This window comes from Alcaligenes sp. HNGD-HTN06 (genome assembly GCF_049932565.1).
In the GTDB taxonomy this organism is placed as follows: Bacteria; Pseudomonadota; Gammaproteobacteria; order Burkholderiales; family Burkholderiaceae_B; genus Alcaligenes; species Alcaligenes ammonioxydans.
In genome coordinates this window covers 1537583-1563114 of sequence record NZ_CP187782.1, presented here as the reverse complement: position 1 = coordinate 1563114, position 25532 = coordinate 1537583, and the positions used below count along the sequence as shown (strand labels likewise).

Sequence of the window (25532 nt, the reverse complement as noted above, 5' to 3'; positions counted from 1 at the left end):
GCGGATGCGAACGGATCGGGCGCATCCGCCTGAAGGAGAATTTTATGCAAACGCAAACTCAGCAAGGGCGTGCAGGCGGGCTTGCCTTGGTCTCAGGGCTGATGGTGCTGCTCTTGCTGTTGGTCTGGTCGCCCGTACTGCATGCTCATGCAGCCCTGGTGGATAGCAAACCCGCCAGCGGCACGATTCTGATGCAGGCCCCGCAAACCGCCAGTTTGCGCTTCAATGAGCCCGTGGCACCCTTGCTGCTCAAATTAATTCGCCCTGACGGCACCGTCGAGACGCTCACGAACGTCGTCACACACGAACAGAGACTGGAGCTGGCCTTGCCAACCTTGTCGGCCAAAGGCAACTACGGCCTGAGCTGGCGGGTGATTTCCGCCGACGGCCACCCCGTTGGCGGAATCCTGACGTTTTCCATTGGCACACCAGGCACCAATCTGACGTCCACACCCCACAGCCATCCCCTGCGAAATGGTCTGATCTGGCTGGCCCGATTCGTGGCTTATGTGAGTCTGTTCACAGGGATAGGAGGGCTGGTCTACCAAACGCTGAGCCCGACGCCCCAGGGGGCATTTGCCCGTCATCGACACTGGCTTCCCGTTCTGTTCGCCGTGGGCGCCACTGCCTTGTTGCTGACTCTGGGCCTGGTGGGTATCGATGCCCTGGATTTGCCGCTCTCTGCACTGTTACAGCCCCAGCCCTGGACAGCCGGTGTATCCAGCTCCATGGGCCTGGCAGTGCTGCTGGGCTGGATGGCTCTGATTGGTGCGGCCCTTTCCTGGAAAGCAGTCTGGACCACTGCCCAGCCATGGCTGGCCGTCGCGGCCCTCGTTCTATTGGGAGCCTCGCTGGCTTCCAGCGGCCATGCCAGTACAGCCAGTCCCACTTGGCTCTCGCGGCCCAGCGTCTGGCTCCATGGAGTGGCACTGACACTGTGGGTGGGCTCCTTCCTGCCGCTGGTCTGTGCGCTCAGGCACGACAAACCGCCCCACCTGTTAAGGTGGTTCTCGCACTGGATTCCCCGCATCTTGCTGGTGCTGACCCTAAGCGGCGTGGCCTTGATCTACGTGCAATTCGATCAGCTCGCCTCGCTCTGGGAAAGCCGATATGGTCAGGTCCTGATCGCCAAGCTGGTTCTGGTCGCGTTTTTGCTGGCCCTGGGTGCATACAACCGCTATCGCTTGAGCCCGGCCGTGATGCAAAAGCGCGAAGGAGCGCGCTACGCCCTGCAAAGAGTGATCCGTCTGGAATACGCGCTGGCCGTGCTGATCCTGGCCGTCGTCGCCTTGTGGCGTTTTACCCCACCTCCCCGGTCCCTGGCCCAGTGGGTCGCGCCCGGCATTGCCAGTCATATCCGAACCGAAACAGGCATGGCGGATCTGGTGTATCTCCCAGCCACGGCTACCTCCCGACCCACCCTGACCATCACCTTGCACCAGCCCGGTTTCATCCCCCTTCAAGCCCAAGAGGTCGAGGTGACGTTCAGCAACCCGCAGGCCGGTATCGCCTCCATTACTTTTCCGGCTGCCCCTACCTTGCAGGGCCAGTGGCTGGTCAACCCGATTGAACTGCCTCATCTGGCCAGTTGGAATATTCGCATTCAGGTATTGGTCTCTGACTTTGAACGCATCAATCTGGACGGCACGTTGAATCTGCAGACGCACTGAACCGCGCTCCGCCCATGTGCCATTTCCAGCGGGACTGCACAAACGCACATAGCCAAGAATCTCGCACTGCCCTTCGCGCCAGCAAATCCAGTATCTTGAGGGCGGCCAAGGCCGCCACCCTAGCGCTTAGGGCAGACTGAGCTTGTTCATCACAGCTAGGGAACTGACCCAGTATGACCCCGTCTGGCCAGCCCTACGCTCGCGGGGCTCGCAACCTGTATCTTATTGGGATGATCGGGCAGAATATCGCGTACCTGATTGCTGTGTACTTGGTACCATCAAGTCTCTCCCTGACCGCAATCCGCGTTGAAGGACCTCTTTACGGTCGCGCATGGATACCATAAAGTGATGAAACAAAAAACCAGGCATCATTTTTAATGATGGAGAAGTCGGTATGGAAATGCGCCAGTTACAGATTTTTTGTGCTGTGGCCGAACAGGGCAGCTTTACCGCTGCCGCCCAGAAAGTACATACTGTGCAGTCCAATGTCACCATGCGGGTCAAGGAGCTGGAGGCCGAGCTGGGGCAGCAACTGTTCATACGCCAGAAAAGCGGGGTGGTACTGACAGCGGCGGGGCGTACTTTTCTAACGTACGCCCAGCGGATCTTGCAACTGACCAATGAAAGCCGCGCCGCCTTGCAGGACACGGGCACGCCACGCGGCCTGCTACGCCTGGGCTCCATGGAAACTACAGCTGCCATACGCTTGCCGCCATTACTGATTCAGTACCGCGAACACTATCCCCAGGTTCAACTGTCCTTGCAAACCGGCACCACGGCCGAACTCATCAAAGCGATTGAAAGTCACCAATTGGACGGCGCCTTTGTAGGCGGACTCCATCACAATCCTGCCTTGTCACAAGAAGAAGTCTTTGAAGAGGAACTGGTTCTGCTCAGCAGCAAGGCCATCCCCTCCCTCTCTGAGCTCATCGAACAGATCACCCAGCAAACCGTGCTGGTCTTTAGGACCGGGTGCTTTTACCGCTCTACGCTGGAACACTGGCTCCATCAAGCGGGCCTGGTCCCCGATCAGATCATGGAAATGGGCACCCTGGACGGCATTCTGTCCTGCGTGGCCTCGGGCATGGGCATCAGCTTACTACCGAAGGCGATTGCCCAAACCCGCAGCATGCACCTGCCTATCCAATGTCATGAGCTGCCGCCGCAGGTAGCCCGGGTGAAAACCGTGTTCATCCGTCGTTCGGATACCCTACCCAGCTCGGCTCTACGCAGTTTTCTCGCCCTGGCGCACACACAGTTCGCCCAATTACCCAAATCAATGCAAAACCAGGCCGAACGCCTCGATCAGCCCCACCAGTCCCAAGGCTGAGCTTGCGCAGCCTTCCCACAACCATCTGCCCGTAAAGCCTCAGGACAGGCCCCGTGCCAGTTCCGCCACGCGCTCTGCAGCCGGCATAATACGATGGATTTTGCCCACCCCCTGACCGGCATACAAAGACAGTTTCCTGGCCACGCTGTCCTGATCAATCGCCCTGGCACCGCCCCCGATCAGACGCAACAGATTCCACCTGTCCCGGTTGGGTATCACCCGATGCGGCGTCCCATAGGGCCAGCCAAAGGAGTAACCAGTGCGATACTCCGTATCGTCCGTACCTGCCTCCAGAATTCTGTGTTTGTAGAGTGGGTGCGCATTGGATTCCTCGCTGGCCAAAAAAGCAGTACCTGCCAGCACCCCCGACGCGCCCAGGCTCATGGCAGCCCGCACATCCTGACTTGTCGTGATGCCGCCCGCCGCCAGAACGGGACAACCGTGTGCAACGTCGATAATCGCAGGCAGCAAGGACATCAAGCCCACCGTGCCACGATTCAAATGCCCTCCACTCTCACTGCCCTGGGCAACCACAATATCGGCTCCCTGTGCAATCGCTTGACGGGCTAGAGCCACCGTGCCGGTTTGCACCATGACGATCATGCCCGCATCTTTGGCGCGGGCAATCAGGTCAGCACCAGCATCCTCGGCATAAAACAAGGACAATAGTCGGGGCCGCTCCTGAAGAATCACCTGAAACTGGGCCTCAAACACAGCCGGTCCACCAAACTGGGGCACGATATTGACACCAAACGGTCTGTCGGTCAGACCTCTGGTTTCCCGCAGCCACTCGCGCAGCACCTTGGGAGCCAGACGCAAGCCTCCCAACACTCCCACCCCGCCCGCATTTGCTACCGCGGCCACCAGTTTAGGCCCCGAAATCGCGGCCATGCCCGCCAGAACAATCGGATACGCTACCCCGCACATGTCTGTGATGACATTGCCTGCAAAAGTCTGTTTTGTATCACCCATGATTCACAACTCCACCTGTCTGCCCAACATGCGGCGCAAGGTCTGATTCTTCAGCACAAGGTGGTTTCTGAACGCGCCAAACAGATGTAGAGCAAGCCCCGCCACAAAAGCCGTCGCCCCAATGTTGAACAAAGCGTCCAGCACCGCCTTGAGCGGCTTGCTCGGGCCGATCGGAGCCGGGAGCATCAAGCCACCGGGCAGCTCAATTCCCACGCCGGCCGCTGCGCGGGACAGCCAGACGGCTAGCGGCAGCAGCACCATCGCCAATGCCAGGGCGGTGGCCACCGAGCGGGACACAATCACTTGTACCGGCGTGGGCGAGCCCAAGGGTAAAGGATGAGGCGAGCTCACCCTGGCCCAGAATCGATAAGCCGAGATCAGAAAGAGCATCAGCCCCAACAGATTCTGTATCGGCTCCAGTCGGGCAGACGAGGCCTGGGCCGCGGTTCGGGCCATTGCCACCTCCAACCCCAGGATAGACAGCAGTAAGGCTGCGACCAGCCAGTGCAGCACAATCGTAATGGGCGAGAACCTGAGTCCGTTGTCGCGCAACTGCATGACGACCTCCTTGAAAAAGCACTGAAGACCCTCTCCTGTCCTAGCACACACACCGTAAGCCGGGCGATACGCGTGAGCGCTGGCCAATGCCGCGCGGCTTGCAAAGAAGTGAGCGACGGGCCCGCCAAGGCCCTTGCTCTGGAACGGGTCACCGTCCGCACGCCGCTAAGATAGACACAATCAATCATCAAGTAAAATGATAAAACCTGATAGGACCAATCTTTATTTATGATTTATTTAATCTTTATACCCTGTCATGAGGCGACGGCCAACGAGTCAGGCGTCACCGCATCTATCGCCCAGGTTTAACTGGCATAAGCCACGGTCCTGACGAGTAACGCCTCGGCTCATCGCAAGCCTGCGTTGAACGTAGTGCTTGTTATTCACTATTAATGATTTATAAATTCATTATTCATCATTTTACATGATTCTTATAGTCACCTATCTTAGGAGTTGCTAATGCTGCTTTACAACGCCCCCTCCAAGAGACTGACTGCATGACTCATCCTGTCGCCCTTATTGACCACTACATCAACGGCCAGCGCGTGCCGGGCACCTCCGGCCGTCATCTGGACGTCTGCAATCCCGCCACCGGCGCCGTTAGCGCTCAGGTCGTCTTGGCCACCGCTGCCGAGGTGGATAAGGCAGTTCAGGCCGCTGCAAGCGCCTTCCCCGGCTGGGCGGACACCCCACCTATCCGCCGCGCCCGAATCCTGTTTAAGTTTTTGCAACTGCTGAACGAGCATAAGGACAAGTTGGCCCACCTGATTACCGCCGAGCATGGCAAGGTCTTCAGCGATGCCCAAGGTGAAGTGGCTCGCGGCATTGAAATCGTGGAGTTCGCCTGCAGCATCCCGCAACTGCTGAAAGGCGATTACACCGAACAGGTATCAAGCCATATCGATAACTGGACGGTACGCCAAGCTCTGGGCGTCGTGGCGGGTGTGACCCCGTTCAACTTTCCCGTCATGGTGCCCATGTGGATGTTTCCGCTGGCCATTGCCGCCGGAAACACCTTTGTTCTCAAACCCAGTCCGATCGACCCCAGTCCCTCGCTCTTGATCGCCCAGTTGTTCAAACAGGCGGGTCTGCCCGATGGGGTATTCAATGTGGTGCAAGGCGACAAGGAAGCGGTTGACGCGCTGCTGGAACACCCGCTGGTGCAGGCCATCAGCTTTGTAGGCTCGACGCCGATCGCCCACGCCATTTACGAAGCGGGCGCTCGTCATGGCAAACGAGTGCAGGCGCTGGGTGGTGCCAAAAACCATATGGTGGTGATGCCCGATGCCGATATCAATCAGGCGGTGGACGCACTGATCGGTGCCGGCTTCGGTTCGGCGGGCGAGCGCTGCATGGCCATCAGCGTAGCCATATTGGTGGGGGATGTGGCCGACCGGCTCATCCCCAAACTCGTCGAGCGCACGCAAGCCTTGAAGGTGCTAAATGGCGAAAACCCGGCCGCCGAAATGGGCCCCCTCATAAGCCGTGCCGCTTACGAACGCATTGCCCACTACATCGCACTGGGCGTACAGGAAGGTGCCCGACTGCTGGTCGACGGCCGCCACTTTCAAGGCAGTGAAGCGGGACCAGGCTGCGAGGACGGCTTCTGGATGGGCGGCACCTTATTCGACGGTCTGACTCCTGAGATGCGTATTTACCAAGAGGAAATCTTCGGGCCGGTACTGGGCTGCATGCGGGTGGCGAACCTTGAGCAAGCCATAGAACGGGTCAATGCCCACGCGTTCGGCAATGGCGTAGCCTGCTTTACGCGCGAGGGTCATGTAGCCCGCGAGTTCGCGCGCCGCATTCAAGTCGGCATGGTGGGAATTAATGTGCCTTTGCCTGTGCCAATGGCCTGGCACGGCTTTGGCGGCTGGAAAAAGAGCCTGTATGGCGATATGCATGCGTATGGAGAAGAAGGGGTGCGCTTTTACACCCGGCAAAAATCCATCATGCAGCGCTGGCCGGAACGCATCGCCAAAGGCGCGCAATTTGTCATGCCCACTACGCAATGAGCACCACAGCCACCTTTTAGGGTTCAACAAGCGAACGCCCCATGCGTTCCGTGGCTGCCACCGACTTTGCCGTCCCTCTCCCCTGCCCCTGCATATGCTGACTGACGATCAACGCGACCTCATCAAGACCACCGCTTGCCTATTGGAAACAGGTGGTGACGCCCTGGCCATCCATCTGTATGCCTTGTTGCTGCGTACCTGCCCCCTTGCAGAATCCCAGGCCCCCTGGACCAGCAAGCTGCATAAGGCCCTGCCCGTCCTGCCTGAGCTCGATCCCATGACAAGCACCTGTCTGCTACAGGCCATACAGGATGTACTGAATCCTAGCGTGGGCGAGGACACCGTGCTTGGACGGTGGACGTCTGCCCGCCAACAACTGGCTGATCTACTCATTCAAGCCCAGCTTGCCAGCGATGCGTAGTCCGTCGTGGGCATGCGGGTCAGGGCCAGGGCGCAGGGAGCAAGGGTCACGCAAAGGCAGGTATACTCGCCCAGGTCATACTGTCAAAAACCGTCTTTATGATCGAGGGGCCCTGGGAAGCGGGCTGAAAAACTGCCTGTCCCTGTTGCTAAGCAGAGTGACCGGCTGAGCTTGATCCGGGTCATGCCAGCAAAGGAACGGATCGCTATCTGCTCGCCGCTTGATCAAGGAAGGCCATCCTTGACCTGGAGTTGCTATCTTGTCCGCTGATCCCGCTTCCCCTGCCACGGGACCGGTTCCCGCCACCCTGGCCGCCGTCGTTCATCAAGACCGAATTTTACTGATACGCCGCGCCAACCGGCCCGATGCTGGGCGCTGGGCATTCCCGGGCGGCAAAATCCGTCCCGGTGAAACCATTCATGCCGCCGCGCATCGTGAACTGCGCGAAGAAACTGGGGTACAGGGTCAGGCCCTGCACATCTTTGATGCCCTGGATGTGTTTGACCGCGAACCCAGCCCCACCCCGCCAAGCTATCCACATTTCATTCTTATCGCTGTTCTCTTTCAGTGGCAGTCGGGTAGCGCTCAAGCCGCCGATGACGCACTCGACGCGCGCTGGTTCACCGAGGCCGAGCTGGACGCGCTGGAGGTGGCACACAGCCTTGATGTACGTGGCCTCGCGCGCCGCGCATTGGCACTGGCTGCCTCCTGCCGCACTGCCTGACCGACACTGAGCCTCTGCAGCACCGGTCTACCCGCTTCTAATACGCAGGCTAATTATTCCTATAATCCGGAATGGCTTGCGATCGGGTGCCCATCCCTTTTTCTTTTCATCGCCGACGCCAAACATGAGCGTTTTGTCATGTTTGACTCATGATCCGCCTTAAGCCTTGCGAACAATCCGTTTTTTTAAATGGATGTCATTGCCTGTTTCTAAAAAATGGAAAGTCATATGTGGAATTGCTTATTAATCGAAGATGACCGCGACAACGCCCGCTATTTGGTAAATGGTTTGTCCGAACTGGGCTACTCGGTTGTCGCTAGTCACGACGGCGTATCCGGTTTGGAAAATGCCATGAAAGAGATATGGGACGTCATTATTCTGGATCGCATGCTTCCCAATCATGTAGATGGCCTTTCCATTCTTTTCACCTTGCGATCATTAGGAAAAAAAGTCCCCGTTCTGGTATTGAGTGCTTTATCAGGAGTGGACGACAAAGTGGATGGTTTAAAAGCGGGCGGGGATGATTATTTAATCAAGCCTTTTTCCTTTCAGGAGCTGGCTGCCCGCTTGCATGCCTTGATCCGCCGCAGCACAGATAATGCAGAAATCAGAAGTGTGCAGATTGATGATCTGGTGATGAACATTCGTACACAGACAATCACCCGCGCAGGGGTCGTGCTGGAGCTGCAACCGCGCGAAATCAAACTCCTGTCCTACCTGATGATGAACAGTCACAAAATCCTGACCCGCACCATGCTGCTGGAAGTGGTCTGGGGTTACAACTTCGACCCGCAATCGAATGTGGTGGATGTGCTGGTCAGCCGCCTGCGGCGCAAAGTGGACAGGGAAGGCATTCCACCTCTGATTCATACGATACGCGGTCGCGGCTATGTACTCAGCGACAAGGCTAGCGTTGACGGGATCAGGCTGAAACGCAGCGATGATTGAGCTCCTGAAACGGCTCTGGGAGTCCACCTCGTTTCGGCTGACGCTCAACTACAGCATACTGGCCATCTTCACCACCTTGTTTCTGATCGGTTTTTTCTACGTTCAGGTCTTTGGTGCCTTGCGCGACGAGCACTTGCGCCAGATCAGCGTTGCAGTGCAGCGGCTGAGCATTGCCTATGAGGTAGGTGGACGCGAAGAGGTCTTGCGCATGATCGAACTGACCTTGTCGGACCGGATTGATTCGGGGCAGGAAATCTACCTGCTGCTCGATGAGAACAAGCACACACTGGTGGGCAATATCCACGCGATTCCAGGCCTGAACGAACTGCCCGAGCAACAGGTGGTGGAAGTTCAGATCAAGCATATCGATGCCCTGTCTGAAGGAAATGTTCGCGTCACCAAATTGGCTGGCGGAGAAACCCTGGTAGTTGGGCACGAACTGGGCACCCTGAACGAGCTGCGTGCCATGCTGAGCCGCATCATCCTCACCTCCATGATGCTCGCCTTGATGCTGGTGATTCTGGGCGCCTACGTCTTTAGCAGCGAACTGAAATACCGCATCGGCCGCATCCGTGTGCTGACGGAGCAAGTAGGTGCAGGCGACATCTCCAAGCGTATCAGTTCCGAAAGCGAGGATATCTTTGGCCTGATCCACCACGACATCAACCGCATGCTGGACAAGATTGAAAGCCTGATGCAAAGCGCCCGCCATATCTCCGATACCGTAGCCCACAATATTCGCACGCCACTGACCCGAATCGTTGGCAAGCTGCGCGAGACCCGTAACCTGCCCGGCGTCCCGGCACCCGTCCAGCAGGCCCAACAGGAAGCCATTGAAGAAGTGGAGAAGCTGAGCGTACTGCTGGGCAAGCTGCTGCAGATTGCAGAACTGAATGCCGGAGTCCACCGACAAAGCTTTAAAGCCTGCAACCTGGAGCAGATTGCGGAGGACGTTCTGGATCTGTACCAGTTTATTGCGGAAGAAAAAGGGGTCAGACTGCACAAAAAGAGAATTGATGCCGTCACCCTGAATGGTGATAGCAATCTTTTAGCCAGTGCCTTGGCCAATATCGTGGACAACGCAATTAAATATGCCAGAAAAAACGTTAACGTCGGCATCGAAAGAAAAATCGGCCATCTTGTTGTGATTAGTGTTGAAGATGATGGCCCCGGTTTACCCGAAAGTGAATACGAGAACGTGAGCAAATATTTCTACCGCTACCATCATAACAGCGAAGGATTTGGATTGGGATTAAGCAGTGTTTCGGCCATCGTTGAATTACATCGCGGCGAACTGATTTTCTCAAAAGGAGAATCCGGCCTGAAAGTTACCATTGCGCTTCCCGCCCCCTCTTTTGCACAACCGCCAACATGACCAAAAGGTAATGAAACTGTCACCCTAAGCAAACTTCTGCTCCGCTAAGCTAACCTCATTTTTAAACGCTCTTTTTCAGGAGTTATAAAAATCATGCGTGCTTTACGGAAATGGGGAGGGTCATGAGCAGACAAAAATATTACTCAGTCGGGCTGATGGTGGGGGTGGGCGTCTTGACGGTTCTGATGGGACAGAAATACTCCCTGGGCAGCCTGGCCCGCATGGGGCCGGGATACTTCCCGTTTCTGCTGGGTATCGTGATGATCGCGCTGGGCGCGCTGTACCTGTTTGTCGAGACCGCCTCGCACGACCAGGAGCAGGAAGAAGATTACGGCCCACCGCAATGGCGAGGCTGGCTGGCCATTGTGGGTGGCATCATCGCCTTCATTATCCTGGGCCGCTACGGCGGACTGGTTCCCGCCACCTTCGCCCTGGTGTTCATCTCGGCCATGGGCGACAAAGAGCACTCCTGGCTCACCGCTTTGCTGCTGTCCGTGTTTGTAACGCTGCTGGGTGTGCTTATTTTCTCCTGGGGGCTGGAGCTGCAATTTCCCCTGTTCACGTGGGGCTAGGCATGGACATTCTCTCTAACCTGATGCACGGCTTTGGCGTTGCCTTTCAACTGGACAACCTGATGTGGGCCGTCTTTGGCGTGTTCATGGGGAACCTGATCGGTGTTTTGCCCGGCATGGGCGTACTGGCCGCCATCTCCATCCTGCTGCCCCTGACCTACGCCATGACGCCCACGGCTGCCCTGATTATGCTGGCCGGAATTTACTATGGTTCCCAATACGGCGGCGGCATCACCTCCATCATGCTCAACCTGCCCGGAACCGCCTCACACGCGGTGGCCTGTTTGGATGGCAATCCCATGGCCCGCAACGGCAAGGCCGGCTCAGCCCTGTTCATGTTGATGTTGTCCTCCTTTTTTGGAGCCACGATCGGCATTTTGGCCATGATCCTGTTCTCGCCAGCCCTGGTCAATGTGGCCTTCAAGTTCGGCCCTGCCGAATATTTTTCCATGATGATGCTGGGACTGCTGGCCGGGGCCACCTTGGCGAAAGGCTCGGCCATCAAAGGCGTGGCCATGGTGGTCATAGGGCTGATCTTTGGCGTGGTAGGGACGGACGTAAACAGCGGTGTGTCGCGCTTTGACCTCAATATTCCGGAGCTGCAGGACGGCTTGCAGATTGTGGCACTGGCCATGGGTCTGTTCGGTATTGCGGACTTCCTCAAGAACATCAACCGGATCCATAGCGGCCATACCAAGGCTATTGGTAAAGTCTCCACCCGCTCCCTGCGCCCGGAAAAAGGCGACATCAAGCAGTCCAAGGGCGCTTTGGTTCGCGGCACGGCCATTGGCGCTGCCTTCGGAATCCTGCCCGGCACAGGCCCGACCATTGCCTCCTTTATTGCCTATGCCACGGAAAAGAAAATCGCCAAGAAGCCAGAGCGTTTTGGACGGGGTGCGATTGAAGGCATTGCGTCGCCCGAAGCCGCCACCAGTGCCTCGACCCAAACCAGCTTCATTCCTACCCTGAGCCTGGGCATTCCTGGCGATCCGGTCATGGCCTTGATGCTGGGGGCACTGATCATTCATGGCATCCAGCCCGGCCCACAAATGGTGGTCGAACACGCCGATATGTTCTGGGGTCTGATTGCCAGCTTCTGGGTGGGCAACATCCTGCTGCTGATCCTGAACCTGCCCCTGATCGGGATGTGGGTGCGTCTGCTGTCTGTACCTTTCAAGTACCTGTACCCCGCTGCCCTGTTCTTTGTGTGCGTGGGCGTCTATAGCACCAACAACAACCTGTTCGATGTCAACATCGTGCTGCTGTTTGGCATTCTGGGGTACGGCTTCATGCGCCTGCGCTTTGAAGCTGCCCCCTTGCTGCTGGGCTTTGTCTTGGGGCCGATGGTAGAAGAGAACTTCCGCCGGGCCCTGCTGCTGTCCCGCGGCGACCCCATGATCTTTCTGGAGCGCCCGATCAGCATGGTCTTTATCATCGCCTGCATCTTGCTGATGCTGGGACTGAGTTACTCATTCTGGCGCGCGAACCGTCAGAAAAAATGGGGCGGTCTGGCCAAAGCATCCTAGTGGAGCCAAGCCCGTTCACAAGGCAACTGCGACAAACACAAAGCGGGGCGACCACGCCCGGCTTTGTTAGCCTGCTCCCCAAGGAAAACCGGACAGCCTCTTGTCTGGCCCCGTCCACCCAAACGGCAGGCTAAAGCACGGTAGGATTGGGCGCATCGCCATACACGTCCTGCGGATCAAAGGTCTTAGTCGACTCAATAAACACCAGTTTCTGGCCCTTGCGGTGCGCCGCTCCTACCGGTACCTGCCGATAAAAACAGGAGTAGTAGCCTACGTGGCAACTGGCTCCTGAACCGGCTACCCGCACGCGCAGCAGTACGGCATCCTGGTCGTCATCGATCCGCATCTCCTCTACTGCCTGCACCAGTCCACTACTCGCCCCTTTATGCCAGAGCGTCTGGCGCGACCGGCTCCAGTAATGGGCCTCGCCCGTCTGTATGGTTTTTTCCAAGGCTTCCCGATTCATGTACCCCAACATCAGGACCTCCCCGTTCTTCGCATCTGTAGTGATGCAGGCAATCAGGCCCTGTTCGTCAAATTTGGGCGCCAGCTCCTCGCCCTCTTCCACCTGTTCCACTGACACTCGAGGGCGCATCTGCACCATGGGGGTGTCGTCCAGTCCGCATTCTTTTCCTGCTGTTTTCACGTTTTCTCCTTGTCATGGGGGGAGCCGGGGCGATACGTGCAATCGGGATTCAGGCAAGGCCCATACAAGACGTGGCTATGAGCCAGAACTTGAAAGCCCCGCTCTTGAGCAATCGCTTGTTGGCGCTGTTCGATCACCTCGTCATGAAACTCCTGCACGCGACCGCAGTCCGTGCAAATAAGGTGATCATGGTGATCGCCATCATCCCGCTCATACAGAGCCCGGCCGGGCTCAAAATAAACCTGCTTTAAGAGGCCTGCCTGCTGCAATTGCGTCAGCACGCGATACACAGTGGCCAAGCCAATTTCACTGCCTTGCCGGATCAACTGACGATACACATCGTCCGCCGTCAAATGACCCATGCCGGGGGTCTGGAAAATCTCAAGAATTTGGATACGGGCTGCGGTCACCTTCAGACCACGCTCTTTAAGCTCTTTTGAATCCGTCATGGCGTACTCCTTGCTGAATGGGCGGCTAGGGGACATCCAGAAAACGCAGTGGCCTGCCTTGCGCTTGCCCTTCCAAGGCTTCATCACGAACCACACAATGGCCGCGCACAATGGTGTGAATCGGCCAGCCCACAACCGGCAGGCCGTCGTAGGGAGACCAGCCGCTGACGCTGGCCATCCAGTCGTTGCGAATACGACGCCGCGCCTTCAGATCCACAATGCTGAAGTCGGCATCAAAGCCCACGGCAATACGTCCTTTGCCTTCCAGACCAAAAATCCGGGCAGGACCGGTACTGGTCAAATCCACCAGTCGCTGCAGGCTCAGACGACCCGCATGCACATGGTTCAACATCAGGGGAAGGAGAGTTTGCACGCCTGTCATGCCACTGGGCGAGGCCGGGTAGCCCTGAGACTTCTCCGACAAGGTATGCGGCGCATGATCGCTGCCGATCACATCTACCACACCCGCTCGGACCGCCTGCCACAGCGCGTCCTGATGACGCTGCTCCCGCACCGGTGGATTCATTTGGGCCAACGTGCCCAAGCGCTCATAACAGTCGGGAGCCTGCAGACTCAGGTGATGAGGAGTGACTTCCACCGTCACGCGAGCTTTGTGGGCGGCCAGAAACTGCATTTCCTCTGCGCTGGACACGTGCAGCACATGCAGGCGGCGATTCACCTGTGCCGCCAGGCGAACGATGCGTTGAGTCGCCATCAACGCACTTGGGACATCACGCCAGACCGGGTGTTGCCGCACGTCCCCACTATCCAGAGCGATATGTTGGCGTTCACGCAGTCTGGCCTCATCCTCCGCATGCACCGCCAGCCGTCTGCGGCCATGACGCAAGATGCGGATCAGGACTTCATCCTGATCCGCCAGGAGATCGCCAAAAGAGCTACCCATAAAGACCTTGATGCCCGCGCAGCCTGGAAGCTGCTCCAGTTCCTGCAAAGATTCGGCATTCAAGGATGAGCCACCGATGTAAAAGGCGTGATCGCACCAGCTACGACCTTGAGCGGCATTTAGCTTGGCGTGCAGATCGGCAGCTCCCAGCGTCAAGGGATGGGTGTTGGGCATCTCGAAAATTGCAGTCACCCCGCCCAGGACCGCACCCCGTGTCCCCGCTTCCAGATTCTCCTTGTGCTCTAACCCCGGCTCTCGAAAATGCACCTGGCTGTCGATGACCCCTGGCAATACATGCAGGCCGCTCAAGTCCAGCAGGCACTCTGCGCTCCAGCTGGGCTGCAAATCGCCAAGAGCCATAATCCGGCCTTGCACACAGGCGATGTCAATGTGCTCGGCACCGTTAGGGGTCATTACCGTACCGCCACAGAGCAGCAGATCGGCATGGCGCAGATCATGCTGTTTGGTCGTTTCTGTGGACCGGGATAGAGGGGCCTTCAGGATTGCTGGCGTCATGGTTTTGCCTTTGCGGCTTCTGCACCCAGAGCATCTTGTGCCATCAAACGAATCCGCTCCATCATGTGAAACAGGCCATTGGCGCGATTCGGTGACAAGTGCTGCTCCAGTTCAATTGCCCGTAAAAAGTCGGGGGGATGGGACAGAATTTCTTCAGGCAGACGCCCCGAATACACCTTCATCAATAAAGCCAACAAGCCGGTGACGATGGCAGAATCACTACGAGCCTGAAAAAACAACCTGTGATCATGCAATTCAGAGACCATCCAGACCTGTGCCTGACAGCCGTGCAAACGATTCGCTTCTGTACGCCATTTGTCCGGGAAGTCGGGCAAGGAGCGCCCCAGATCAATCAGATATTCGTAGCGCGCCATCCAGTTACCCAGGCACTGGAAACTGTCCACAATGGCTTGCTGAGTCTGAGCGATGGACTCTTTAGGTACGCCCCCCTTATGCACGGCCTTCTCCTGACTGCCTGGACGCTTGCCTGCCCAGATCGCCACGAGCAGGAACCGGGTCGTGCCCGCCCGGATGCCAAGGATGACAACGGACAAGGCGTTGTGCGGCCAGCCACGTTCCTTTGAAGGGGCCATGCGTGCGCAAAGCCTGAATCGCATACTGCGAACAAGTAGGATAAAAACGGCAGCGTGGCCCCAATAATGGGCTGATTAAAAGTTGGTAGCCCCGAACCAGCAGGACCAGGACAGAGACAAGAAAGGCTTTCATCGCCGCTCCGAAAGACGGGAATGGAGCATCAGGTCAGTCAGGCTGATCGTGATCTTGCTGACCTGCTCCAGTAGCAAGCAAATTTGACCTTGCAGCAGTGTCTGACAAGGATTAGCAAGGGCTAAAACACTCATGGCTCCACGCCCCCGTTCAGTCCTGAAAAAGGCGTTGCTTCCGACAACGGAGCTTTGACCGCCACCGCATCATGGGGATGCAAACTCTCTAAATGACGGACCTGAATACCAGGGTTCTGATAGCCCGCCAAGGCCGCTTCTATACGACGCGCTGCGTCCTCCACAAACATCAGGTTCTGGCCATTCAAGGCCGTAAAAGCTTGCTCGTCAGCCCGCTTGACGGCGGTTTGCAAGGGTGTTGCCAGCGCCTCTTCGACACGATCAATCAGCGCTAAAAACCCGCAGTCTTCCCTATTTTCCAATACGTGGACCTGAACCAGAGCCTGACTGCGCTGGCTATGCGGAGTGGCCAGACTGGCGTGCTCATGCAACCAGGCAGCAACCTCAACCGCACCTAGCACAGGCTGTTTTCCAAAGGCCTGCATAAAACCTTGTTCAATCAATTGCCGAGCCAGCGCCGCCGAACACGGACAGGTCGACGAATAGCCAATCTGAACCTGCACCTTGCACATAAAGATACCGTCCAAAAGTCTGGCTTCCAGCACGACGGGATAGGACTTCCAACCTGCCAGATCCGGCGTCACCAAGGCAGGCCGTCGCACCAATAAATCAAATCTGAAACCCAAGCGCGCACTGCGCGTGCCGCAGTCCTCCTGGCTATCCACCATGCTTTGCAAAAGACGTCGCAGCTCCAACGGCGACAAGGCCTGTTCGGGCGGCAGGTCATTCAGCAAGCGATACAGCCTGGACATGTGTATCCCTTTCACATGCGTCAGCGGCAAATCAACCTGGGCATCCACACGCGCATGAAGTTGGCGCGCATAGCCCGGTTCAACCACGGTAATGGGTAAATCGATTCCCTCCATACCTACCCAAGACAGCGGAGTCAGGCCATAGCTGGAATCGTTCAGAGCCGGGTCGGGAAGTACAACAGTCATACTCAACATCCAATCAAAAGGCCTTGTCCAAGCCGACAGAGACTTGGCAAGACCTCAATTCCATCAAGGCCAGTCTGAAAACGGATTTGTCCATGTTGTCCAGGTGCTGGGACCGCTGGCCATTTCTTCATCGCTTAACAGGCAGGCATCGAAACGAGCGCGCAATGCAGCCTCGTCCATCTCCATGCCAATCAGCACCAGCTCCTGCCGCGCGTCCCCGACTCGCTCATCCCATTTTTCCTTGATCAGGGCTACCGCTTCGGGGTCTTGCGGCCAGCGTTCGGGCGGCATGGCAGCCCACCAGTAACCCGCCACGTGATAGCGAGCCACCGCGCCCGCCTGTGACCAGGAACCCGCCAAAGTCGGGAAGTTTGCCAACCAGAAAAAGCCTTTGGAACGCACCACGCCGGGCCATTCGCTTTCGACCAGATCCAGAAAACGCTGCGGATGGAACGGACGGCGTGCGCGATAAACAAAGCTGCCTATGCCGTATTCCTGTGTCTCCGGAGTGTGAGTGCCACGCAATTCCTGCAGCCAGCCTGGGGCTCTGGAGGCTTCTTCAAAGTCAAACAGACCGGTGTTGAGCACGCGGTCCAGGGGCACCTTGCCGAACTCGGCCATTTCAATACGTGCGCGAGGATTCAGGCTGCTCAGAATGGCCATCAGGCGCTCGCGTTCTGGCTCGCTGATCAAGTCAATCTTGTTCAGAACCAACACGTCACAGAATTCGATCTGCTCAATCAACAGGTCCACAACGGTACGCGCGTCTTCTTCACCCAGGGATTCACCCCGGGACTGAATGCTGTCTTGCGAGCTGTAATCGCGCAGGAAATTAAAGGCGTCCACCACCGTGACCATGGTATCGAGGCGAGCGACTTCGCCCAGGCAACGGCCATCCTCGCCTTCAAAGGTGAAGGTCTCAGCCACGGGCAGCGGCTCTGAAATGCCAGTGGATTCAATGAGCAACTGATCAAAACGCCCCTCCTTGGCCAAACGATCAACCTCCAGCAACAAGTCCTCGCGCAAGGTGCAGCAAATACAGCCATTGCTCATTTCCACCAGCTTTTCATCCGTGCGCGATAGCTCGGCACCACCGTCACGAACCAGAGCCGCATCTATATTGACCTCGCTCATATCGTTCACGATGACGGCCACGCGGCGGCCTTCACGATTGTTCAGGATGTGGTTCAGCAAAGTCGTCTTGCCCGCACCCAGAAAGCCGGACAAAACCGTTACGGGAATGCGGGCCGCGGGATCGACCGGCGTGTTATTAGGGTTCATCGTCATTTCTCTTCATCCTTGAGCATCAATGGGCGGTTCCTTGCACAGGATTTTGCCAATTTTGATATGTTATAACATAACAATATTTAGCCAAGAAAAAACCCTCTTGCAAGGAGGGCTGGAAGACTAGAACGGACAACCTGATTCTCCCAGCCCCACGTCACGGGAAGCGGGAATCAGGTGTCAGGTGGCCGCCTCGCCTGCAAAGCCACCCGGTTCAAGCAACAAGGGCTATCCAAGACTTGATCCAGATAGCCCCCGCTCACTCCAGACTTTGCAAACAGCAAAGATCAATCTGTGACCATCGCCCTGCGCACAATTTTCTGCGCGATTGAGGAGGACGTTGCCATTTCCAAGGTGCCGTAATGCGCTCCCCAAGACCCCACATCCCCGCCGCTGCGCGTACTTAAAAACACATCCGCCACCTCTTGAGAGCTATAGCGCAGCAGCTCGGCTGCCTGCGAGACGCGGGCGACGGCTTCAGTCATGGGGCGGGCCAGAAACTCGTCCTCGATCGCCGCTCTCACCAGACGCTCAGTGTGCTGCACCAACGCATCGAAGCGCTTGTCTTGCCCGGCCAAGGGTTTGAGTTCATCAAAAACCGCCTCCACCGTGCGCGGATCCCTGATCATGGCGCGCCGCACATCCATACACATCATATTGGCCGTGCCTTCCCACACGCTGTTCAAGGGTGCCTCTCGATACACGCGGGCCATGGGGTTCTCTTCGATAAACCCGTTCCCACCATGACACTGCAAGGCTTCATTCGCGATGGAGGGCGCGCGTGAGCAATTAAAGTATTTGGCCGCAGGAGTCGCTACCCGAGCCAGCAGTCGTTCATGTTCGCTGCTTTGCATCAGATCCGTCGCCTTGGCCACTCGCAAAGCCATCAAAGTTGCCGCTTCCACCTCGACCGCCATATCCGCCAGCACATTGCGCATCATGGGGCGGTCGGCAATAGAGGTTCCAAAAGCCTTGCGTGATGTCGTGTGACGCAGAGCCAAGGTCAGCGCCTGCCGCATCAAACCCGCCGAGCCAATCGCAAAGTCCAGACGCGTCAGATGCGAGTGCGACAGGATTTCCCGAATACCGCGCCCTTCCTCCCCCACCCGAATCGCCAGCGTGCCGGCATACTCCACTTCACTGGACGCGTTGGATCGATTCCCCGCCTTGTCCTTCAAGCGCTGCACAAAAAAGCGGTTGTAGCTGCCATCCGGCAAGGTACGGGGCAAGAAGAAGCACGTAACAGCGCCATTGACTTTAGCCAGCGTAAAAAAGCCATCGGACTGCGGCACCGAACAAAACCATTTATGCCCTGTCAGCTCATACCACTGCGCCGTAGCACCGTGATAATCCGCACTGTGGGAAAAGCGCGCGGTCGTCTGTGTCTCACGCAGGTCCGAGCCGCCCTGCTTTTCCGTCATCGCATAACCAATCACCACCGAGGGCTTGTCCCCCACTTCGCGACGACTATATTCATAGCGCGTCCCTTTGAGCTTATCCGCCCAGATCGCCAAGGCAGGCTCGGCCTCGAAACCAGCATAAGCCGCATAAGCCATGCCGGTCGGGCAGCCCGTACCGTGCTCCACCTGATTCCACAAATAAGACAAGACAGCGCGGGCGAAATGGCCGTTTTTCTCTTGGGTACGCCAGCTTAAATTGGGCACCTCGTGCTGCCAGGCCAGGCCCATCAACTCATGCCAGCTGGGGTGAAATTCCAGCCAATCAATCCGGTTGCCAAATCGATCATGCGTTTTAAGCTCGGGGATATGGCGGTTCGCCAAGTGAGCCAGTTCCTGCACATTTTCATCCCCAGCTACCGCCCCCAACGCCTGACAACGCGACGCGGCCCAGGGAGCTTCACGACCGATGGCGTCAACCAGCACCCGATCACCCGTAAAAGCATTGAACCCGCTGGCAGGCAAAGCCTGATTCAAAACCTGATGCGTGCTGTAACGATCCTCGGACGCAGTCAAAACACTGGGGGAAAGCAGCTGATTCATGTTTGTCTCCGAGTTTTTTCTAGGGTGTGGCAGAAAGGACAGCCACGCTGGCACACGCCATCTGGGCAATCTGGTCAGCCAGCGCGGCCACTTGGCGCTGGTAACTGTCCGTGCCATCGTGCTGCTGACGGCTTAAGGGAGAAAGCGGGCCAATCAGACCTTCCATGAAACCGCCCACAATGACGGTCGCCGCAATATCGGGCTGCACATCCTGACGCATTTCCCCCGCGTCCTGACCTTGGGAGACCAGGGCGTGAACAACCTGACTGATTGCGGCGCGATACACCAGACGAGCCGCGTCAATTTCCTTGTCGCAAGGCTCGGCAATCAAGGCATAGGCCAGGCGAGGATTGCGCATGGCACGTTTCACAAACGTGGCGACTGCGGCCTGCAGGCGCAGCATGCAAGAGCCATCCGCCTGGGCGATATCCGTGAGTACGTCCACCTCACGCTGGGACACCTGCGACAGGACCTCTGCAAACAGCTCTGCCTTGGAGGGGAAGTAACGGTAGACCGTCCCGGTCGCCATGCCCGCCGCGGCCGCCACACTGGCCACCTGGGCTTCCTGCCAGCCACCCTCACTGACCAGACTGCGGGCCGCTTCCAGGATACGGCTCCGATTGTCATGCAAGCGGGCTTGAACAGCGGGAGTTTGTCGGTACGCCATAAAGAAGTGAATCCTGATTCATAATATGAGTGAATCCTAATTCATTTCTTTGTGGTGAACAAGAATTTCTTTATCCAGTGGTCGCAAAAAACTCGCCTACAAGCATGGTAGGCTAGGTAGGCGCATTGATGACTTGAGGTCTGGGATGGGGAACCTGAGATCGGGGAGCTGGGACCCAAGAGCGAAGTCTTGAAGTTGACTGTTGGGGCTTGCGCTATGGAAGTTCGAGGATGAGTGTGGACGCAGGTGGGCCGTTTGGCTCGTGGCGTTTGGTGTTTGGTGTTTGGTGTTTGGTGTTTGGCGTTTGGGGATTGAGCTTATTCAGGGTTCAGCCCCTTTCCACACCTCTCCTTTTTCATGCCCCCAGGCTTTAAAACCTGGGGCTTTTACGAAACAAGGCCCAGGCTCCGCCCGGCAAAGATCTGCAGCACTCCTGCACACCCAAACAAAAAAATGCCCCCAGCAACAGCGATGGCAACACCATCTTGATCGTTTGCTGAGGGCAGCCTGAACAGGCTAGCGTTCAGGCATCAAAGCCATCAGGCCGACAGTTCCTTACGAACGATCTCAGCGCCGGCGCTCAGGGCGTGCAGCTTGCCGCGTGCCACTGCGCGTGGCAAAGGTGCCATACCGCAGTTGGTGGAGGGATACAGCTTGTCAGCGTCCACAAACTTCAGTGCTTTGCGCAGTGTGTTGGCCACTTCGTCAGCGGTTTCAATCACGTTGGTGGCCACGTCAATGGCGCCCACCATCACTTTCTTGCCACGGATCAGTTCAATCAAATCCATAGGCACACGGGAGTTCTGGCATTCCAGGGAAATGATATCGATCTTGGATTGCTGCAGCTTTGGGAATGACTCTTCGTACTGACGCCATTCCGAGCCCAGGGTTTTCTTCCAGTCCGTGTTGGCCTTGATGCCGTAGCCGTAGCAAATATGCACGGCGGTTTCGCACTTCAGACCTTCGATGGCACGTTCCAGAGTAGCAATACCCCAATCGTTGACTTCGTCAAAGAACACGTTGAAAGCGGGCTCGTCAAACTGGATGATACCCACGCCTGCGGCTTCCAGCTCTTTGGCTTCCTGGTTCAGGATTTTGGCAAATTCCCAGGCCAGCTTTTCACGGCTTTTGTAATGGTTGTCGTATAACGTATCGATCATGGTCATAGGACCTGGCAGGGCCCATTTGATCGGCTGCGAGGTTTGCTGACGCAAGAATTTCGCATCCTCCACAAACACGGACTTGGGACGGGTCACTGCCCCCACCACCGTAGGAACGCTGGCATCGTACCGGTCGCGAATACGCACGGTCTCGCGTTTCTCAAAATCGACCCCGTCCAGGTGCTCAATGAACGTGGTCACAAAATGCTGTCGCGTCTGCTCGCCATCGCTAATCAAATCAATGCCAGCGTGCAACTGCTCTTGCAAAGACAATCGCAGGGCGTCTTTCTTGCCTTCGATCAAATCCTCGCCCTCCAGTCGCCAAGGCGACCACAGCTTTTCAGGCTCGGCCAGCCAGGAAGGTTTAGGCAGACTGCCTGCGGTGGAGGTGGGTAGCAACTTTTTCATAAATAAATAACCTTGTTGTTTTTGATAAATCAACGCGCGTAATTCGCCGCCCATTGATCAAGAATGGCTTTATAGGGCTTGATAAAGCTCTCTTCTGTAAACCGGCCTTGCTCAACCGCCAATCGGCTGCGCTCCTCGCGGTCGTACACAATTTGCGTTACCGAGTGATCAGGATTTTTCAAACTAGGTTGGTAACGCATTCCCGCCGCCGAGTTGGCATTATAAATCTCGGGGCGATAGATTTTCTGGAATGTTTCCATCGTGCTGATCGTACTGATCAATTCCAGACTCGTATAATCATTCAGCAAATCGCCCCGAAAATAAAAAGCAAACGGAGCAAGGCTATTGGGAGGCATAAAGTAACGAACCTTCAAACCCATTTTTGCAAAATACGCATCCGTAGGCGAAAACTCGTTTTGTTGATACTCAAATCCCAATACAGGATGCTGATTGCCGGTGCGGTGGTACACCTTGCTGCTGGACACGCTCAAACAAATCACGGGCGATTTGTTGAAGTTTTCCTGGTACAGCCTGGAATTGACAAAAGACTGGAACAACTTGCCATGCAGATCCCCAAACCCCTCCGGGGCACTAAAGCCATTTTTGTTCTTGTTGTGCTCCATCAGAACCACGCTGAAATCATAATCGCGCACATAAGAGGAAAAATTATTGCCAACGATACCATCAATACGTTTGTTCTCTTTATGGTCAACGATGGTCGTTTTCAGAATTTCAATTGTTGGGAAGGTGGAACCATTTCCCTCAATATCAATATCTACAGAGACAATATCCAACTCAAGAGCATAACGATCGCCCGCCGGATTATCCCAATGAGCCAAATTATTGAAGCGATTGTTAATCATGGCCAGCGTATTGCGCAGATTCTGCTGGCGACTCTCACCTCGCGCCAAATTGGCAAAGTTAGTCGTCAGACGTGTGCTGTCTGCCGGACGATAGTTTTCATCGAAACGAATACTACGGATGCTAAACGCAAATTCTTGGTTCATTTTCTTTTGGACCCTAATTTCTGATATGGAAGCTGATCTGCTTGCCAACAAAATGGAATTGAGCAGAGCAGGCTTTTTATTTTGTTGCTGCACGGATTGACAGGCAAAGGCTCAACGCAAAGCCCTGGCGCGCCAAACCAGGAGAAGTTCTCTGCCTGGCGTCGCTGCCAGGCAAGTAGTCTGCGCTCTGGCTTATATAGAAAGTCCCAGCATCTGGCCAGGACTGTTTGCCAAACTCGATCCTTGAACCGATCAGACACTTGCCCGCAAGGTTTTCGCGGCGGCCACCATATTGCTCAAGGCCGGAATCACCTCTGCCCACTGACGGGTTTTAAGCCCACAATCCGGGTTCACCCACAGACGGTCTGCGGGCACACGCTCAGCGGCTTTCTTCATCAAATTCACGATGTGCTGCTCGCTGGGGATGTTGGGCGAATGAATGTCGTACACACCGGGTCCGATCTGATTGGGGTACTGGAAGTGCTCAAAGGCATCGAGCAATTCCATGTCCGAGCGGCTGGTTTCAATCGTGATTACGTCGGCATCCATGTGCGCGATCGAGGAAATAATGTCGTTGAACTCCGAATAACACATGTGAGTGTGGATCTGCGTCGCATCACTCACCCCATTGGCAGCGATACGGAAGCACTCGACGGCCCAGTCCAGATAGCGCTGCCATTGCGATTGACGCAAGGGCAAACCCTCACGCAAGGCAGCCTCATCAATCTGGATTACACGCACGCCGGCCTTCTCCAGGTCCAGCACTTCTTCGCGTATGGCCAACGCCAACTGCCGGCAAGACTCCGCACGGGGCTGATCGTCCCGCACAAAAGACCAGTTCAAAATCGTCACCGGCCCTGTCAACATGCCCTTCATCGGCTTCTGAGTGAGCGACTGAGCGTACGTAATCCACTCCACCGTCATGGCATGGGGACGGCTGATATCCCCAAACAAGATGGGAGGCTTCACGCAGCGCGACCCGTAGGACTGCACCCAGCCGAACTGGCTGAATGCGTAGCCCTCCAACTGTTCTCCAAAATACTCAACCATGTCGTTGCGCTCGGCCTCGCCATGCACCAGAACGTCCAGACCCAGCTTCTCCTGCTCACGCACGCTGCGCTCAATCTCGGCACGCATGGCGGCCTGATAGCTGTTTTCATCCAGACGGCCGGCTTTGAACTCACTACGGGCACGGCGAATGTCTGTCGTTTGGGGGAAGGAGCCGATCGTCGTCGTGGGAAACGCCGGCAGATTCAGAAACTGCGCCTGTTTGGCGGCCCGTTGCGCATACTCGCTCTTGCGCTTGCCCTGCTCGGCGCTAAGCCCAGCAACAGCCGCCTTCACCGCTGGATTATGGACACGGGGAGACTGACGACGCGCTGTCAGAGCCGCCAGATTCTCGGCCAATTCTGCCTTGACAGCCTCACGCCCATGAGCCAGGGCTTGGCCCAGAATGCGCAACTCGTCCAACTTTTGCAGAGCAAAGGCCAACCAGGATTTCACATCCGCATCCAGGTTCTGCTCGCTTTCCAGATCCACTGGCACATGCAGCAATGAGCAGGAAGGGGCCAACCACACACGATCTCCTCGTTGGCGTGCGATAGGCTCCACCCAGTCCAGCGTGGCCGTCAAATCCGTTTTCCAGATATTGCGGCCATTGATCACGCCCAAAGACAGTACCTTGTCCTTAGCAAGGAGTGTGAGCAACGCATCCACACCATCCCGATCGTTGATCGCATCCACATGCAAACCCGCCACCGGCAGACCGGCTGCCAAGGCAGTGTTTTCCAGCAGTTGTCCAAAATACGTTGCGACCAGCAGCTTGACGCCAACAGGTTTGAATTGCTCATACGTCTTTTTGAAGGCTTGCTGCCACTCGTCATCCAGCTCGGTGACCAGAATAGGCTCGTCAATCTGAACCCAGTCCGCACCCGCCTCAGCCAGGGCTTCCAACAACTGCACATACACCGGCAAGAGCCGATCCAGTAATGCCAGCTTGTTGGACTCATCCTTGGCTTTACCCAATGCTAAATAAGTAAGGGGCCCAATAATCACCGGCTTGGCGTGAACGCCCTGCTCCTGGGCTTGTGCCAACTGCTCCAGTAAACGTGAAGCGTGCAGCGTAAATTGGGTGTCGGCCTTGAATTCGGGAACGATGTAGTGGTAGTTCGTATCAAACCACTTGGTCATCTCACCAGCTGCCACTCCGCCGCAGCAGGCGCTATGCTCCTCCGCCCCTTGAGCGGACCGGCCTCGCGCGACACGAAAATAATTATCCAGCTCATCACCCTGAAAACCTTGCACACGTTCGGGCAGATTGCCCAGCAGAAAGCTGGTATCGAGAACCTGATCGTAAAAAGAAAAATCCCCTACAGGCACCAGATCCAGCCCCGCCTGATTCTCCCAGTGACGCTGACGCAACTGCGCGCCCAAGGCCTGAAGATCCTCACGCGAAGACTCACCCTTCCAATAGGATTCCAAAGCGAACTTCAGTTCACGTTTGGCGCCAATGCGCGGAAAGCCAAGATTATGAATCGTCGTCATGTGCTGCTCTCAAAGGACGGGGTGAACAAAGAATGACT

General features: G+C 56.6%; 23 protein-coding genes. 9 read left to right on the top strand and 14 right to left on the bottom strand.

The features are described 5' to 3' along the window. Window positions 1-44 precede the first annotated feature (44 nt). Both ACOZ42_RS07075 and ACOZ42_RS07070 read left to right on the top strand, forming a co-directional pair. Window positions 45-1670: a CopD family protein gene (locus ACOZ42_RS07075; protein WP_131071642.1), complete on the top strand. Its 1626-nt coding sequence runs from the start codon at window positions 45-47 to the stop codon at window positions 1668-1670. 394 nt (window positions 1671-2064) lie between these two features. After that, a complete protein-coding gene (locus ACOZ42_RS07070; protein ID WP_426345738.1) occupies window positions 2065-3000 on the top strand; it encodes a LysR substrate-binding domain-containing protein in 936 nt (311 codons plus the stop codon). 39 nt (window positions 3001-3039) lie between these two features. Here the strand turns inward: ACOZ42_RS07070 and ACOZ42_RS07065 are convergent, their stop codons facing one another. Together ACOZ42_RS07065 and ACOZ42_RS07060 are read right to left on the bottom strand one after the other, a co-directional pair. Then, a complete protein-coding gene (locus tag ACOZ42_RS07065; RefSeq protein WP_003801290.1) occupies window positions 3040-3972 on the bottom strand; it encodes an NAD(P)H-dependent flavin oxidoreductase in 933 nt (310 codons plus the stop codon). A 3-nt stretch (window positions 3973-3975) separates the two neighbouring features. Continuing rightward, window positions 3976-4530, bottom strand: a complete 555-nt coding sequence (locus tag ACOZ42_RS07060; protein ID WP_059317729.1) for a cytochrome b — start codon at window positions 4528-4530, stop codon at window positions 3976-3978. A 497-nt stretch (window positions 4531-5027) separates the two neighbouring features. Here ACOZ42_RS07060 and ACOZ42_RS07055 point away from each other — a divergent pair, with 497 nt between their 5' ends. The 7 genes from ACOZ42_RS07055 (at window position 5028) to ACOZ42_RS07025 (ending at window position 12111) form a co-directional block, all read left to right on the top strand. Next, window positions 5028-6545, top strand: a complete 1518-nt coding sequence (locus ACOZ42_RS07055; RefSeq protein ID WP_426345737.1) for a CoA-acylating methylmalonate-semialdehyde dehydrogenase — start codon at window positions 5028-5030, stop codon at window positions 6543-6545. A gap of 94 nt (window positions 6546-6639) precedes the next feature. Beyond that, window positions 6640-6966: a hypothetical protein gene (locus ACOZ42_RS07050; protein ID WP_003801296.1), complete on the top strand. Its 327-nt coding sequence runs from the start codon at window positions 6640-6642 to the stop codon at window positions 6964-6966. Between the two features lie 259 nt (window positions 6967-7225). After that, window positions 7226-7690: an NUDIX hydrolase gene (locus tag ACOZ42_RS07045; protein ID WP_003801299.1), complete on the top strand. Its 465-nt coding sequence runs from the start codon at window positions 7226-7228 to the stop codon at window positions 7688-7690. Between the two features lie 228 nt (window positions 7691-7918). Next, window positions 7919-8638, top strand: coding sequence for a response regulator transcription factor (locus ACOZ42_RS07040; protein ID WP_003801300.1), 720 nt, complete (start codon window positions 7919-7921; stop codon window positions 8636-8638). After that, window positions 8631-10013 (top strand): ATP-binding protein, encoded by a 1383-nt coding sequence (locus ACOZ42_RS07035; protein ID WP_426345736.1) that lies wholly within the window; start codon window positions 8631-8633, stop codon window positions 10011-10013. Before ACOZ42_RS07040 ends, ACOZ42_RS07035 begins: the two co-directional genes overlap by 8 nt. A 122-nt stretch (window positions 10014-10135) precedes the next feature. Then, window positions 10136-10585 carry a tripartite tricarboxylate transporter TctB family protein gene (locus ACOZ42_RS07030; RefSeq protein WP_426345735.1) on the top strand — a complete coding sequence of 150 codons (450 nt, stop codon included), beginning with the start codon at window positions 10136-10138 and terminating at the stop codon, window positions 10583-10585. A 2-nt stretch (window positions 10586-10587) separates the two neighbouring features. Continuing rightward, on the top strand, window positions 10588-12111 hold the full coding sequence (locus ACOZ42_RS07025) for a tripartite tricarboxylate transporter permease (protein WP_426345734.1): 1524 nt from the start codon (window positions 10588-10590) through the stop codon (window positions 12109-12111). Window positions 12112-12241: 130 nt separating this feature from the next. On the opposite strand, the gene hisI is transcribed toward ACOZ42_RS07025, so the two are convergent. The 12 genes from hisI to metE form a co-directional block, all read right to left on the bottom strand. Continuing rightward, window positions 12242-12757: a phosphoribosyl-AMP cyclohydrolase gene (gene hisI, locus ACOZ42_RS07020; RefSeq protein ID WP_003801308.1), complete on the bottom strand. Its 516-nt coding sequence runs from the start codon at window positions 12755-12757 to the stop codon at window positions 12242-12244. Continuing rightward, window positions 12754-13206 carry a ferric iron uptake transcriptional regulator gene (fur, locus tag ACOZ42_RS07015; RefSeq protein ID WP_426345733.1) on the bottom strand — a complete coding sequence of 151 codons (453 nt, stop codon included), beginning with the start codon at window positions 13204-13206 and terminating at the stop codon, window positions 12754-12756. The genes hisI and fur overlap by 4 nt, the downstream gene beginning before the upstream one ends. Before the next feature lie 25 nt (window positions 13207-13231). Beyond that, a complete protein-coding gene (locus ACOZ42_RS07010) occupies window positions 13232-14626 on the bottom strand; it encodes a dihydroorotase (protein WP_336579588.1) in 1395 nt (464 codons plus the stop codon). Next, complete coding sequence (locus ACOZ42_RS07005) at window positions 14623-15180, bottom strand: SufE family protein (protein ID WP_336579589.1); 558 nt, start codon at window positions 15178-15180, stop codon at window positions 14623-14625. Before ACOZ42_RS07005 ends, ACOZ42_RS07010 begins: the two co-directional genes overlap by 4 nt. Then, window positions 15077-15352 carry a membrane protein insertion efficiency factor YidD gene (yidD, locus tag ACOZ42_RS07000; protein ID WP_336579590.1) on the bottom strand — a complete coding sequence of 92 codons (276 nt, stop codon included), beginning with the start codon at window positions 15350-15352 and terminating at the stop codon, window positions 15077-15079. Before yidD ends, ACOZ42_RS07005 begins: the two co-directional genes overlap by 104 nt. Window positions 15353-15482: 130 nt before the next feature. Further along, window positions 15483-16424, bottom strand: coding sequence for a GTP cyclohydrolase FolE2 (gene folE2, locus ACOZ42_RS06995; protein ID WP_336579591.1), 942 nt, complete (start codon window positions 16422-16424; stop codon window positions 15483-15485). A gap of 63 nt (window positions 16425-16487) precedes the next feature. Next, window positions 16488-17705: a zinc metallochaperone GTPase ZigA gene (gene zigA / locus ACOZ42_RS06990; RefSeq protein WP_059317940.1), complete on the bottom strand. Its 1218-nt coding sequence runs from the start codon at window positions 17703-17705 to the stop codon at window positions 16488-16490. A 290-nt stretch (window positions 17706-17995) separates the two neighbouring features. Continuing rightward, on the bottom strand, window positions 17996-19708 hold the full coding sequence (locus tag ACOZ42_RS06985; RefSeq protein ID WP_426345732.1) for an acyl-CoA dehydrogenase family protein: 1713 nt from the start codon (window positions 19706-19708) through the stop codon (window positions 17996-17998). Window positions 19709-19727: 19 nt separating this feature from the next. Continuing rightward, the gene (locus ACOZ42_RS06980) at window positions 19728-20375 is read right to left on the bottom strand and encodes a TetR/AcrR family transcriptional regulator (protein ID WP_059317735.1); all 648 of its coding nucleotides are present in this window, start codon (window positions 20373-20375) and stop codon (window positions 19728-19730) included. 539 nt (window positions 20376-20914) lie between these two features. Continuing rightward, window positions 20915-21943 (bottom strand): methionine synthase, encoded by a 1029-nt coding sequence (locus ACOZ42_RS06975; RefSeq protein ID WP_426345731.1) that lies wholly within the window; start codon window positions 21941-21943, stop codon window positions 20915-20917. Between the two features lie 29 nt (window positions 21944-21972). Continuing rightward, complete coding sequence (locus ACOZ42_RS06970) at window positions 21973-22950, bottom strand: DUF1852 domain-containing protein (protein ID WP_131071634.1); 978 nt, start codon at window positions 22948-22950, stop codon at window positions 21973-21975. A 252-nt stretch (window positions 22951-23202) separates the two neighbouring features. Next, on the bottom strand, window positions 23203-25494 hold the full coding sequence (gene metE / locus ACOZ42_RS06965; protein WP_426345730.1) for a 5-methyltetrahydropteroyltriglutamate--homocysteine S-methyltransferase: 2292 nt from the start codon (window positions 25492-25494) through the stop codon (window positions 23203-23205). Window positions 25495-25532: the final 38 nt, after the last annotated feature.

Coding starts and splice junctions, on each gene's coding strand:
- ACOZ42_RS07075 (WP_131071642.1), top strand. CDS start 45: ATGCAAACGCAAACTCAGCAAGGGCGTGCAGGCGGGCTTGCCTTGGTC.
- ACOZ42_RS07070 (WP_426345738.1), top strand. CDS start 2,065: ATGGAAATGCGCCAGTTACAGATTTTTTGTGCTGTGGCCGAACAGGGC.
- ACOZ42_RS07065 (WP_003801290.1), bottom strand. CDS start 3,972: ATGGGTGATACAAAACAGACTTTTGCAGGCAATGTCATCACAGACATG.
- ACOZ42_RS07060 (WP_059317729.1), bottom strand. CDS start 4,530: ATGCAGTTGCGCGACAACGGACTCAGGTTCTCGCCCATTACGATTGTG.
- ACOZ42_RS07055 (WP_426345737.1), top strand. CDS start 5,028: ATGACTCATCCTGTCGCCCTTATTGACCACTACATCAACGGCCAGCGC.
- ACOZ42_RS07050 (WP_003801296.1), top strand. CDS start 6,640: ATGCTGACTGACGATCAACGCGACCTCATCAAGACCACCGCTTGCCTA.
- ACOZ42_RS07040 (WP_003801300.1), top strand. CDS start 7,919: ATGTGGAATTGCTTATTAATCGAAGATGACCGCGACAACGCCCGCTAT.
- ACOZ42_RS07035 (WP_426345736.1), top strand. CDS start 8,631: ATGATTGAGCTCCTGAAACGGCTCTGGGAGTCCACCTCGTTTCGGCTG.
- ACOZ42_RS07030 (WP_426345735.1), top strand. CDS start 10,136: ATGAGCAGACAAAAATATTACTCAGTCGGGCTGATGGTGGGGGTGGGC.
- ACOZ42_RS07025 (WP_426345734.1), top strand. CDS start 10,588: ATGGACATTCTCTCTAACCTGATGCACGGCTTTGGCGTTGCCTTTCAA.
- fur (WP_426345733.1), bottom strand. CDS start 13,206: ATGACGGATTCAAAAGAGCTTAAAGAGCGTGGTCTGAAGGTGACCGCA.
- ACOZ42_RS07010 (WP_336579588.1), bottom strand. CDS start 14,626: ATGACGCCAGCAATCCTGAAGGCCCCTCTATCCCGGTCCACAGAAACG.
- yidD (WP_336579590.1), bottom strand. CDS start 15,352: ATGAAAGCCTTTCTTGTCTCTGTCCTGGTCCTGCTGGTTCGGGGCTAC.
- folE2 (WP_336579591.1), bottom strand. CDS start 16,424: ATGACTGTTGTACTTCCCGACCCGGCTCTGAACGATTCCAGCTATGGC.
- zigA (WP_059317940.1), bottom strand. CDS start 17,705: ATGAACCCTAATAACACGCCGGTCGATCCCGCGGCCCGCATTCCCGTA.
- ACOZ42_RS06985 (WP_426345732.1), bottom strand. CDS start 19,708: ATGAATCAGCTGCTTTCCCCCAGTGTTTTGACTGCGTCCGAGGATCGT.
- ACOZ42_RS06980 (WP_059317735.1), bottom strand. CDS start 20,375: ATGGCGTACCGACAAACTCCCGCTGTTCAAGCCCGCTTGCATGACAAT.
- ACOZ42_RS06975 (WP_426345731.1), bottom strand. CDS start 21,943: ATGAAAAAGTTGCTACCCACCTCCACCGCAGGCAGTCTGCCTAAACCT.
- ACOZ42_RS06970 (WP_131071634.1), bottom strand. CDS start 22,950: ATGAACCAAGAATTTGCGTTTAGCATCCGTAGTATTCGTTTCGATGAA.
- metE (WP_426345730.1), bottom strand. CDS start 25,494: ATGACGACGATTCATAATCTTGGCTTTCCGCGCATTGGCGCCAAACGT.